At 51.0% G+C, this 10,876-nt stretch carries 13 protein-coding genes and 1 riboswitch; of the genes, 10 read left to right on the top strand and 3 right to left on the bottom strand.

Going from position 1 to position 10,876, the window contains the following annotated elements; all coding sequences use genetic code 11:
- Nucleotides 1-176: 176 nt before the first annotated feature.
- Nucleotides 177-1,058 carry an exosporium glycoprotein BclB-related protein gene (locus tag AK95_RS09450; protein WP_275528119.1) on the bottom strand — a complete coding sequence of 294 codons (882 nt, stop codon included), beginning with the start codon at nucleotides 1,056-1,058 and terminating at the stop codon, nucleotides 177-179.
- Nucleotides 1,059-1,546: 488 nt separating this feature from the next.
- Nucleotides 1,547-1,692, top strand: a riboswitch (cyclic di-AMP (ydaO/yuaA leader).
- A gap of 376 nt (nucleotides 1,693-2,068) precedes the next feature.
- Here AK95_RS09450 and ehuB point away from each other — a divergent pair.
- From ehuB to AK95_RS09405, 9 genes are read left to right on the top strand one after another with little or no spacing between them, the layout of a single operon-like run.
- On the top strand, nucleotides 2,069-2,902 hold the full coding sequence (gene ehuB / locus AK95_RS09445; RefSeq protein WP_071219719.1) for an ectoine/hydroxyectoine ABC transporter substrate-binding protein EhuB: 834 nt from the start codon (nucleotides 2,069-2,071) through the stop codon (nucleotides 2,900-2,902).
- 1 nt (nucleotide 2,903) lies between these two features.
- Nucleotides 2,904-3,557 carry an ectoine/hydroxyectoine ABC transporter permease subunit EhuC gene (gene ehuC, locus AK95_RS09440; protein ID WP_071219718.1) on the top strand — a complete coding sequence of 218 codons (654 nt, stop codon included), beginning with the start codon at nucleotides 2,904-2,906 and terminating at the stop codon, nucleotides 3,555-3,557.
- A 2-nt stretch (nucleotides 3,558-3,559) separates the two neighbouring features.
- The gene (ehuD, locus tag AK95_RS09435) at nucleotides 3,560-4,222 is read left to right on the top strand and encodes an ectoine/hydroxyectoine ABC transporter permease subunit EhuD (protein WP_071219717.1); all 663 of its coding nucleotides are present in this window, start codon (nucleotides 3,560-3,562) and stop codon (nucleotides 4,220-4,222) included.
- A gap of 14 nt (nucleotides 4,223-4,236) precedes the next feature.
- The gene (ehuA, locus tag AK95_RS09430) at nucleotides 4,237-5,094 is read left to right on the top strand and encodes an ectoine/hydroxyectoine ABC transporter ATP-binding protein EhuA (protein ID WP_083397572.1); all 858 of its coding nucleotides are present in this window, start codon (nucleotides 4,237-4,239) and stop codon (nucleotides 5,092-5,094) included.
- Nucleotides 5,095-5,119: 25 nt separating this feature from the next.
- Nucleotides 5,120-5,632, top strand: coding sequence for a diaminobutyrate acetyltransferase (ectA, locus tag AK95_RS09425; protein WP_071219716.1), 513 nt, complete (start codon nucleotides 5,120-5,122; stop codon nucleotides 5,630-5,632).
- Nucleotides 5,633-5,648: 16 nt separating this feature from the next.
- Nucleotides 5,649-6,941, top strand: a complete 1,293-nt coding sequence (gene ectB, locus AK95_RS09420; RefSeq protein WP_071219715.1) for a diaminobutyrate--2-oxoglutarate transaminase — start codon at nucleotides 5,649-5,651, stop codon at nucleotides 6,939-6,941.
- Complete coding sequence (locus tag AK95_RS09415; protein WP_071219714.1) at nucleotides 6,938-7,330, top strand: ectoine synthase; 393 nt, start codon at nucleotides 6,938-6,940, stop codon at nucleotides 7,328-7,330. Before ectB ends, AK95_RS09415 begins: the two co-directional genes overlap by 4 nt.
- A 14-nt stretch (nucleotides 7,331-7,344) precedes the next feature.
- Nucleotides 7,345-8,253: an ectoine hydroxylase gene (gene thpD, locus AK95_RS09410; RefSeq protein WP_071219713.1), complete on the top strand. Its 909-nt coding sequence runs from the start codon at nucleotides 7,345-7,347 to the stop codon at nucleotides 8,251-8,253.
- On the top strand, nucleotides 8,250-8,780 hold the full coding sequence (locus AK95_RS09405) for a DUF2179 domain-containing protein (protein WP_015737571.1): 531 nt from the start codon (nucleotides 8,250-8,252) through the stop codon (nucleotides 8,778-8,780). The genes thpD and AK95_RS09405 overlap by 4 nt, the downstream gene beginning before the upstream one ends.
- Before the next feature lie 114 nt (nucleotides 8,781-8,894).
- Here AK95_RS09405 and AK95_RS09400 read toward each other — a convergent pair whose 3' ends face one another.
- Together AK95_RS09400 and AK95_RS09395 are read right to left on the bottom strand one after the other, a co-directional pair.
- The gene (locus AK95_RS09400) at nucleotides 8,895-9,419 is read right to left on the bottom strand and encodes a DinB family protein (protein WP_071219712.1); all 525 of its coding nucleotides are present in this window, start codon (nucleotides 9,417-9,419) and stop codon (nucleotides 8,895-8,897) included.
- A 76-nt stretch (nucleotides 9,420-9,495) separates the two neighbouring features.
- Nucleotides 9,496-10,455: a helix-turn-helix transcriptional regulator gene (locus tag AK95_RS09395; protein WP_071219711.1), complete on the bottom strand. Its 960-nt coding sequence runs from the start codon at nucleotides 10,453-10,455 to the stop codon at nucleotides 9,496-9,498.
- A 168-nt stretch (nucleotides 10,456-10,623) separates the two neighbouring features.
- Between AK95_RS09395 and AK95_RS09390 the strand changes: the two genes are divergently transcribed.
- Entirely contained in the window at nucleotides 10,624-10,848 is a 225-nt protein-coding gene (locus AK95_RS09390; RefSeq protein ID WP_054404324.1) for a hypothetical protein, read from the top strand.
- The last annotated feature ends 28 nt before the right edge of the window (nucleotides 10,849-10,876 follow it).

Raw genomic sequence — 10,876 nt, 5'->3', positions numbered from 1 at the left:
GGTCAGTAAGCAACATGTTTAACACCCTTCCGAACGGTTTATTTACTAATATTATATAATATTAACGCGGTGTCGTGTTGAATTAAATGTACAAAAAATAGCTGTCGAGACTTTCTCGACAGCCTGAAAGCCCCGATATGAAAATCGGGGCTTTTTTTGCAGGTGGAAAACGAAACTTATATAATGCTGACACCAGCGCTGCCGTAACCTGCCACTGCAGTGACAAGTGTTGCGCCAGCTGCGGTTGCCGAGAATACCATTAACAGGCGTGTATTGGCCGGCACCGGAATAGCCAGGCCTTCTACGAAGCCATTGCTTACCGTACCGAGAGCGAGAACGCCCGTAAGAGGCGGAGCCAGCGTAACAAGAGCGCCTGGTATCGGTGCGAAAATGTTGCTTGTAGCTGGCGCACTGTACAGTTGTGCTGTAATTGTAACCGTAGTTCCCAGCAGGGAAAGCGCCACAGTAGTGCTAAAGGTAGCGGAGATGCCAGTGATGGTACCGGCTCGTGGCGTGTTAAACGCCATGTTAAGCAGAGTTCCAGCAGCTCCAGTGAGGTCAATCGTACCGCCAGCCAGCGTAAACGTATTGGCCGAGTTACCAAATCCTACGAGACCAACGGATCCAACTAATCCGCCTAAAACGGTGGTCAGAGCAAGCGGTATGCCGGATGCGAATGGGATGATGGCTCCTCCTGCGGCTGCTCCTGTAGCCCCTGTTGCCCCAGTAGCTCCAGTAGCTCCAGTAGGTCCCGCAGGTCCGACAGGTCCCACAGGCCCGACTGGTCCAGCAGGTCCAGCAGGTCCTGCAATACCGGTTGTCGGTCCGGCAGGTCCCACAGGCCCGATAGGTCCGACCGGTCCAACCGGTCCGATCGGACCCTGAGGACCTACAGGTCCACGGATAGCTCTTGGGCATCGACGCTTTTTCATGCCACCGCCATGGCCTTTATGATCACCATGACCATGAGACGGGCAATGCTTTTTCTTCGCATGAATGACTTTTTTCTCTATTTTTTTAAGAGCACACAATTTTCTCTTTCTAGAAGAACGTTCCAAATGAAGCACCTCCTTTAGATTTGTTCTATACTACGCAAATACTCTCGGTACGGCATGGGTTAATAGCGCATAAATGATAGATAAACACCTATAATCTCCAGAATGTACGCTAGCCCCGGAGGCATTCATCTATTGACGAATAGCAAAACTATAGGATGAATTTCGGATCTCCCTACGATATTCATAGGCTCTGTAACGCAGCGTTTCAAAAAAAAATTTGCGCCGTAAATGTGTGGGGAAAGCTTTCACAATCCGAATGTAATTCATGGCATAAACGATCCACCACATGAATGAGTAAGGGAGGCATGTCAAATGCCTGCTATATAGCGAAAAATGAGGCTGGGATAAAATTCCTGTATCGTTGGGGAAGAGGCTTGAATGAGGCATTTTTCATGCTTGTCATAGGCCCTGGAAGAACGGCATTTCCGCCTCTGAATTTCCAGAAAAAGCGGTTAAAGGGGTTTGACTTTTCCTGAAGTTCCCTTTATCATGGACACACGCTTAGTTTCCGGCATACATTTTCCGGAAAGCGGGGGAACCAGTTTCACCAGGGGCGAGTCACTTGGAATCACGAGTGTAGGGTACCATCTTACCCGAGTCCGTCAGCTAACCTCGTCAGCAGTGGATGGGTCTTGCATACATAATGGATGTTCATAACAAAGGCCCTTAATTCTCTTTAGGGGCCTTTTCTCTATTTTTTGACCCCCTGCTGGCGGAGCTATGTCTAAATCCCCTGTTTGGTGGTCTTTTTGTATTCTGCTAAAGAGGAGGGGCAAGGCCTGCAAATGTTTAACCAAAAGCAATTAAATCGATCAGATGGCATTGGGTTTAAGCGTGGAAGGAGATGGATGAATCATCTTCCCTGAAGGTTCGGCCCATGCAAGGTATCTGAATAGGTTAAATCCTAGTTAACATATGTGTTAACATGAGTAATTTCAACATGCCATTTTTAAGCATACCAAAGTCATAATGAAAGGTTGTGGAAAGTTTTGAAAAGAGTGGTTGTACTGATGTTGTCATTGATTATGGGGGTGTCGCTTGCGGCTTGCGGTGACAAAGGGAGTACATTGGAGCAAGCCATTGAGCAGGGGTATATCACCGTGGGATTTGCGAATGAGAAGCCTTATGCTTATAAAGAGGCCAACGGGGAGCTGACAGGAGAAGCGGTTGAAATTGCGAGGGTTATTCTGGAGCGGCTTGGCATCAAGGAAATGAGGGGAGAGCTTACGGAATTCGGATCGCTGGTTGCCGGACTGCAGGCCGAGCGGTTTGATCTAATTACCGCAGGCATGTTCATTAATCCGGATCGCTGCTCTGCCGTATTGTTTGCTAATCCGGAGTACAGCATCGGGGAAGCCATTGCGGTGAAGCAAGGGAATCCGCTGGGACTCGGAAGTTATGAGGATATTGCCAATCATGATCAAGCGAAGGTTGCCGTTATGACCGGTGCGGTCGAAATCGGCTATATGGAAAAGTCCGGCATTCCTGCGGACCGGATTGTGCAGGTCCCCGATCAGGCCTCGGCCATTAGCGCCCTTCAGGCAGACCGGGTGCATGCAATTACCATGACGGGGCCGTCCCTGCAGGCGATGCTGGATTCGGCCAGCGACGACAGCATCGAACGCGTGGCTGATTTCGAACAGCCGGTCATCGACGGCGAAAGCGTTCGCGGTTATGGAGCTACGGCTTTCCGCCAAGCGGATACCGAGTTCCAGGAGGCTTATAATGCGGAGCTTCAAAAAATGAAGGAGTCGGGCGAGCTGCTGGAAATTTTGCAGAAGTTCGGGTTCACAGAAGAAGAGCTCCCGGGCGAGATGACGGCCGCTGCCCTTTGCGGGGAGTAGCATGCCGAATTCGTGGATTGATTTTCTCCCTACGCTGCTGAAAGGGGCAGAGATCACGATTGTAGTTGCTTTCTTTTCAGCCATTCTTGCGGTCGTGATGTCCTTTGCAGCCGGGTTATGCCGACTGTCGAAGCTGTGGTTCATTCGCACATTGACAGCCGTGTACGTGGAAGTCTTTCGGGGGACCTCCTTGCTGGTGCAGCTGTTCTGGTTGTATTTCGCCCTTCCGTTCATCGGCCTCGAGCTTCCGAAAATGCTGGCTGCGATCCTCGCGATCGGGCTGAACTTCGGCGCATACGGCTCGGAAATCGTTCGCAGCGCCGTGTTGGCCGTTCCGAAAGGACAATGGGAAGCCGCTGTAGCGCTTAATCTGAAGCCTTGGCAAAGACTGTGGAATGTCATATTGCCTCAAGCGTCCCTGCGAATGCTTCCCCCCTTCGGGAATCAGCTTGTGGAGCTCATCAAATCCACCTCACTGGTTTATTTCATCACGATGGCGGATTTAACGTATCAGGCGATGGTGCTCCGCAATAATTACATCTCCTGGACGACCGAGATTCTGGTGCTGCTGCTCCTCATGTATTTTGTCATTGCTACGCTTGTTTCGCTGGCAGTTCGACTGCTGGAGCGTAAATGGACAGCGGGGAGGTTATAGTCATGTGGGATTGGAACTATGTATGGGATATCCTGCCCCAGCTCTTGAGTGCATTAAAAATGACGGTATGGGTGACGATCTGCGCTTTCGCGGTGGCATTGGTCATCGGCTTGCTGCTTGCTTTTGCAGCGCGGAGCCGATTTAAGGTGCTGTCATTAATAACCAAGGGAATGATCGAATTTATTCGCAATACACCGCTGCTGGTGCAGGTCTTCTTCCTGTATTACAGTCTGCCGCTTCTTACCGGAATTTCCATTCCGGCCTTCTATGCCGGGGTGATCGGTCTCGGGCTGCATTACAGCACATATCTGTCCGAGGTGTACCGATCCGGAATCGAGGGAGTGCCGAAGGGACAATGGGAGGCTGCCACAGCACTGAATTACACGAAAGCCCAAACCTGGCGAAGTATTATCCTGCCGCAAGCGGTGCCGCCGATCATTCCGGTACTGGGTAATTATTTGATTGTTATGTTTAAAGAGACGCCGATTCTATGCGCCATAACGCTTGTGGAGATGATGCTGACCGCCAAAAATATCGTGTCGCAGTCGTTTCGTGCATTTGAACCGTATACGATGGTCGGGATTCTGTTCCTGATCATCAGTTATATCGCCTCATTGCTTGTGCAAAGGCTGGAAAAACGCATGAATCTGCAGCGTGGAAAATAAAAGGAGGGAATCAATTGAATGCCGTTGTGATCGATGAGCAAGCGGAAGCGTCGAAGGTGCCGCAGCAGGAGGGAAATCCCGATATCGCTACGGGTACAAAGCCGATTGTGAAATATACCGGCGTGACCAAGTCGTTTGGTGATCTACAGGTGCTTAAAGGCATTGATCTGGAGATGCAGCCTGGAGAAAAGGTGGCTGTGATCGGTCCGAGCGGATCAGGCAAAACAACGATGGGCCGGATGCTGATGACGCTGGAAGAACCGACCGAGGGAACCATCGAGGTTGATGGTGAGCTGCTCTGGCATATGGAAGAGAAGGGCAAGCTGGTTCGGGCCAATGAAAAGCATTTGCACCGGATGCGCTGCAATGTCGGCATGGTCTTCCAGCATTTCAATCTGTTCCCGCACATGAACGTGCTTCGCAATGTGACGGAGGCCCCACGCAAAGTGCTGGGTTTATCCAAGGAGGAGGCGGAGGAGCGGGCCGTCTCCATGCTCAGTAAGGTCGGTTTGGCCGACAAATTGAAGATGTACCCGTCCAATCTGTCCGGGGGCCAGAAGCAGCGGGTTGCCATCGCCAGAGCGCTGGTCATGCGGCCAAAGGTTATGGTGTTTGACGAGGTGACCTCGGCGCTGGATCCCGAGCTGGTCGGCGAAGTGCTGGAGGTCATCCGGGAAATCGCGGAGGAAGGCGAAATGGCCATGATGCTGATTACGCATGAGATGGATTTTGCGAAGGAAATCGCGGACCGCGTCATCTTCGGAGCCGAGGGAAGGATCGTTGAGCAGGGCACGCCGGAGGAGATATTCGATAATCCCCAGAGCGAGCGGCTGCAGAGCTTCCTGCAGCGATTCCGTTCCAACGGAAATTAGTTCTGGAAAGAGGTGATTGTATAGAATGGCTGTGGATACCGATACCGAAATTGTTTACCGAAGACCGAAAGCCCGGGATGGTACCCGGGTGTGGGAGCTTATACGCGACACCGGATCGCTTGATCTGAACTCCCCCTATTGCTACATGCTGCTTGGAGATTACTTCCATGATACCTGCATGATTGCCGAGCATGAAGGAGATATCATCGGTTTTATTTCCGCCTTCCGTTCTCCTCGCAATCCGGAGACGCTGTTCGTATGGCAAGTGGCCGTTGCTAATTCGCATCGGAGGCAAGGCGTTGCAAAGGCAATGCTGACAAATCTGATGAATCAGAAGGCATGCCATGGCGTCCGTTACATTGAAGCTACGGTATCGCCGAGTAACATGGCGTCCCGTCGTTTGTTTCTCGGTTATGCCGAGGAGAAATCCATTCCCAGCACCGTAACCGTAGGTTATGGAGCAGAGATGTTCCCCGATGGAACGTCCCATGAAGATGAGCCGTTATTCGTGATTGGCCCCTTTTTCAATGACATTTAAACAAATGGAGGGAACTATGGACAACCAAGTCATGGAGAAACCGAAGCTTACTGTGTTTAACAAGCTGGAATCGGAAGTAAGAAGTTATTGCCGGAGCTTTCAGACGGTTTTTGACAAGGCCCGAAATGCGAAGCTGTGGGATACGCAGGGTAATGAATACATTGATTTTTTTGCGGGAGCCGGGGCTTTGAATTACGGACATAACAATGAGAAGATTCGCGAGAAGGTAGTCGACTACATCCTGAAGGATGGCGTCACGCATAGCCTGGATATGGCTACGGGTGCGAAGGAAACGTTTCTGACCCGATTTCAGGAGGTCATCCTGAAGCCGCGCGGGTGGGATCACAAAGTGATGTTTCCCGGTCCGACCGGAACGAATGCCGTAGAGGCCGCGCTCAAAATCGCCCGTAAAGTGACAGGGCGCAGCACCGTTCTGTGCTTCACGAACGCCTTTCATGGCATGTCGCTCGGATCACTGGCGGTAACCGGCAACTCCTTCAAGCGCCAGGGTGCCGGCGTGGATCTAAGTCATTCCGTGTTTATGCCGTATGACGGTTACTTTGGTGACGACGTGGATACGATGGCATATATGGAGAAACTTCTGGATGATCCGGGAAGCGGAATTCCGCTGCCGGCCGCAGTGATCGTCGAGGCGGTGCAGGGGGAAGGCGGATTGAACGCCGCCAGCCAGGAATGGCTGCAGAAGCTTGCACGCATCTGCAAGGATAAGGGAATGCTGCTGATTTTGGATGATATCCAGATGGGCTGCGGCCGAACCGGTCCGTTCTTTAGTTTTGATGATGCCGGCATTGAGCCGGATATCATATGCCTCTCGAAATCGATTGGCGGCTTTGGCTTGCCGATGGCGATTACGCTGATCAAACCGGAGATTGATATATGGGAGCCGGGGGAGCATAACGGTACCTTCCGGGGCAATAATCTCGGATTCGTTGCAGCAGCCGAAGCGCTGAATTATTGGAAAACGAAAGATTTTCAGCTTGATATCGGCATCAGGGAAAATCGGATTCGCCAATCATTGGAAGGCGTTGTGAAGGATTATCCTCAGCTCGGCGGCGAAATCCGCGGCAGAGGCATGATTCAGGGGGTTGCTTTTGATAAGCCGGAGCTCGCAGGCAGGCTGTCCGAGATGGCCTTCGAGCATGGACTGATTATGGAAACGTCCGGTCCGTACAGCGAAGTGGCAAAGCTAATGCCGCCGCTTACGATTGAAATGAACACATTGGCAGAGGGATTGGGGATATTTGAGAACAGTATCAAACAATTAGCAGCAGAGGAGAGGTTGTCATGATTGTTAAACATTTGGAAGAGATCGTGGATACCAAGGATGACATCGATACAACGACATGGAACTCGAGAAGGCTTCTGCTTACAAAAGACGGCATGGGCTTCTCTCTCAATGATACCCTCATCAAGGCGGGAACGGAGACGCTGATCTGGTACAAAAACCACGTCGAAGCCGTGTACTGCATCGAAGGCGAGGGGGAAATCGAGATTGTCGGGGGGGAAACGTACCCTATTTCCCCAGGCATGATGTATGCGCTGGACGGTCACGAGAAGCATTATTTGAGAGCTCGTTCGCAGATGCGGATGGTCTGCGTATTCAATCCGCCGCTTACCGGCGCGGAAGTTCACGATAAGGAAGGAACCTACCCGCTGCTTGCCCCAATTTCAGACTAAGGAGATGATATGCGATGAGTAATAATCATGTGTCGGCCCTTCAGGAAAAAGAACTGGACGTTTATCCTTCAAGAGTGCATTCGGAACCCCGGATCCTAAAGAGACAGGATCCTGTCGTACATTCGGAATGGACGCCGGATGCTGCGTTAACGCAGGAGCAATCCGACTTCTATGAGCGCAACGGATATTTATTTCTGGAAGACTTCTTTGGTCCAGAAGAGCTGTCGGTATATCAGGCAGAAGCCCGAAGTTTACAGGTATCGGCAAGAGAGCTGAACCAGGATGAAGTAATCCGGGAGCCGGGCGGGAACGAAGTTCGATCGGTCTTTGCGGTGCATGAGAGCCATGAAGTGTTCAAGAAGCTGTCCCGGCATCCGAGACTCTTGGCGATCATGGAGTATCTCTTGGGAAGCGAGACGTATATCCATCAATCGCGGATTAATTACAAACCGGGCTTCACGGGCAAAGAGTTCTATTGGCACTCCGATTTCGAAACATGGCATGTTGAGGATGGCATGCCTCGTATGAGAGCCTTGAGCTGCTCCATTGCTCTGGAGGATAACTACTCTTATAACGGACCGCTTATGGTTGTGCCTGGATCGCATAAGGAATTCGTGGCCTGCATCGGCCAAACGCCGGAGAATCATTTCAAGGATTCCCTGCGCAAACAGGAGTACGGCGTTCCGGATCATGACAGCCTGACACGCATGGTGCAGAAAAGCGGTATCGACACGCCTGTCGGCAAAGCCGGTTCAATTGTGATTTTTGACTGCAATATTATGCACGGTTCGAACAGCAATATTACGCCGATGCCGCGCAGCAATATTTTCATGGTTTATAACAGCGTGGAGAATAAGGTCAAGCAGCCGTATTCGGGCCAGAAGCCAAGGCCAGAGTACATCGCCACCCGCGATTCTTTATGATCTCGCTGTCACTTATCGGCTCCATCATCGGCATCAACGTGGTTTATGTCTCAATCTTTTCGTTGCGTCTGATTCTGATGATCAAAGGCAGGAGAGGGATCGCCTCTCTCCTGGCCATGCTGGAGGTATTCGTTTACTTGCTCGGCCTTAATCTCGTCCTGCAAAATCTGGACAATCCCTTTAATATGGCGGCCTATTGCCTGGGCTTCGGTCTTGGCGTATATGCCGGCAGTCGTATCGAAGAGTATCTGGCACTCGGGTACATCGTGGTACAGGTTATCGTGAATTCCGTTGAGACGAACCTGGCGATGAACCTGCGGGAGAAGGGGTATGGCGTGACTGCCTGGGAAGCGGACGGCAAGGATGGCAAACGGCTCGTGCTTCAAGTTCTCGTGAAACGGAAGAATGAGCGGCGGTTGATGGAGTCACTATCCAAAATGTCGCCGCAGGCGTTCATTATCTCCCATGAACCGAAGAGCTTTAAAGGCGGCTTCTGGGTGCGATTGACGGAAGGACGCAAACTGTAACACGCTTTTAACAGGAAACAGGAAAGCCTGCTTCGAACCCGTTCGGAGCAGGCTTTTGCCGGGCTGAACCGGCATGGAATTTTCGGATCAGGGGATTGCCACTAGTACTGCGAGTTATTTAGGCAAGACCAACTCCGGTTCACTCTGGTACCAAAAAAAAGCGTAGTCGGTCATCGCGGAGGAGCTTCCGAGCTGGCGCATCATGGCAGCAATATTTCCACGATGATAGGTGCCGTGGTTCACGACATGAAGTATGATCTCGGAGAGGCGGGTGTCCCGGATCCCGGCATAAGGATTATCCAATCGGATGATCCGTTCCAGGTCAGGATTTTGGCCCAGAAAGGCCGTGAATCGCTCGGATAGTTCGATAAACCGGAGGTTTAGGTCCTCCAGTGAAATGGACTCAAGCTCTTCCCGAAGCTGGAAGGCCTCTGTTAAAGCCTGCTTCATATCCATCCCCGACAAAATGTTGATCCATCCAAGATCCGCCGTGTAAATGTGAATCAACGCCTCGGATACGGTTGGGAAAATGCTCGTTATTTTCTGATTGTACAATTCCCCCGGCAGCTCCAGCAGACGGTTGAATATCGCTTGGTTGGCCCATACATGATACTCATACATTTTTACAGGATAATTCATTGTGATCGTCCCCTTTGGCTTCTTTGTTTTTGCTTTCTTGGGAACATTGTAAATAAAAAAGTATGACAGCGGACTGTCATACTTTTGCGTATACCTGCAGCATTTTTTCTAATTTGGATTGCATGAGCGTCCTTAAGCCAGCCGGCTCAATGATCTCGATATCCTCGCCAAAGCTCAGCAGGGTCGACCAGAACCACCAGGAATCCGGATCTTGGACCTTGAACGTGAGACGGAGCGAGCCGTCTTCATAAAATTCCCGCTGCACATCATAGAATTGATCCATCGCTTTCGCCAAGGCCCGGGGGGATACGTGAAGGATGACTTCCATCGCATCGGATGAAGGCTCCCAGGGATGCTGCTCCCCTCGGTCGTGCTGATTTTGCTCTTGAAGATGAGGACCGTGCGTGTGCTCCTCCGAATGCTGGTGCAAAAAGGGCTCGGCGGAGGGGGACAGCTCCGATATCCTCGAAATTCGGAATTCGCGGTAATCGGCCCTTGTTCTGCAGAATCCGTACAAATACCAGGAGCCGAATTTATACATGAGTCGCAGGGGCTCGACTTTACGGTGAATGCGTTCATTCTTGGCGCTTATGTATTGAAAGGAGATCACATGCTTGTCGGTAATGGCGCGGCGAAGAAGTCGGAGGCTTTCGTTGTAAGAGCGCCAGCTCCCGATATCCATGGACAATCCCTGCGATGCCGAATTGGCGGAACGATCGATGGTCTGCAGACGCTGAATGGTATCCATGGCCCGTTCATCCTCAAACACCGTGGACATGCTGTGCAGGATGGTGATCAAGGCACTGACATCGTAGGAGCCAAGCAAGCTTTTGTCCATCTTGTATTGCTCCATAATGCCATAACCGCCGTTCACTCCCTGATACGATACAACGGGAATGCCGGCTGCGCAGATTGCATCAATGTCGCGGTATATGGTTCGCTGGGACACGTTATATTTCTCTGCCAGGGCAGACGCGGACAGGATCTCATTGTTCAGCAGCATGTAAATCATGGATATGAGCCGCTCTAGTTTCATATCGCTTCAACCCCTCTTATCTTAATTGGATCTATTCTCCAATGATTCCGTATTATATCATAGGTTTTATGAAGAAGGAGAGGAAATCCCAGACTGCCTTTTGTTCCATTCCCATCCATTTTGCCGTACAATATAAGGGAATTCTATAATACAAGGAGTGTGAGCCTTATGGCCCGTACCAAAACGCAAAAAGCGCTCCGCAAAGCGGAACGTGCCGGAACATGGTCAGCCGTCTCAATGAGAAAGACCAACGAAGATTACAGTGCGCTGTCACAGCATGTGAGAGTAAAGCCGACGAAACAGGAACAATTGAATAAGATCAAACACAGAAAGCGGATCGGAGACGATGGCGCTTTTTTTGTTGGTTTCGGAGGATGTGATATAGTACGCTAGAGAGGTTAGTTCGGAATGGAGGTTTATA

The organism is Paenibacillus sp. LC231, from assembly GCF_001860525.1.
Lineage (GTDB): Bacteria > Bacillota > Bacilli > Paenibacillales > Paenibacillaceae > Paenibacillus_AQ.
Note: the sequence above shows the minus strand (reverse complement) of the source record. Positions and strands in the feature narration are given on the sequence as shown.

Bases quoted from the DNA above. Each gene is read 5' to 3' on its own strand.
- ehuB (WP_071219719.1), top strand. From the start codon at position 2,069: ATGTTGTCATTGATTATGGGGGTGTCGCTTGCGGCTTGCGGTGACAAA.
- ehuC (WP_071219718.1), top strand. From the start codon at position 2,904: ATGCCGAATTCGTGGATTGATTTTCTCCCTACGCTGCTGAAAGGGGCA.
- ehuD (WP_071219717.1), top strand. From the start codon at position 3,560: ATGTGGGATTGGAACTATGTATGGGATATCCTGCCCCAGCTCTTGAGT.
- ectA (WP_071219716.1), top strand. From the start codon at position 5,120: ATGGCTGTGGATACCGATACCGAAATTGTTTACCGAAGACCGAAAGCC.
- ectB (WP_071219715.1), top strand. From the start codon at position 5,649: ATGGACAACCAAGTCATGGAGAAACCGAAGCTTACTGTGTTTAACAAG.
- AK95_RS09415 (WP_071219714.1), top strand. From the start codon at position 6,938: ATGATTGTTAAACATTTGGAAGAGATCGTGGATACCAAGGATGACATC.
- thpD (WP_071219713.1), top strand. From the start codon at position 7,345: ATGAGTAATAATCATGTGTCGGCCCTTCAGGAAAAAGAACTGGACGTT.
- AK95_RS09405 (WP_015737571.1), top strand. From the start codon at position 8,250: ATGATCTCGCTGTCACTTATCGGCTCCATCATCGGCATCAACGTGGTT.
- AK95_RS09400 (WP_071219712.1), bottom strand. From the start codon at position 9,419: ATGAATTATCCTGTAAAAATGTATGAGTATCATGTATGGGCCAACCAA.
- AK95_RS09395 (WP_071219711.1), bottom strand. From the start codon at position 10,455: ATGAAACTAGAGCGGCTCATATCCATGATTTACATGCTGCTGAACAAT.
- AK95_RS09390 (WP_054404324.1), top strand. From the start codon at position 10,624: ATGGCCCGTACCAAAACGCAAAAAGCGCTCCGCAAAGCGGAACGTGCC.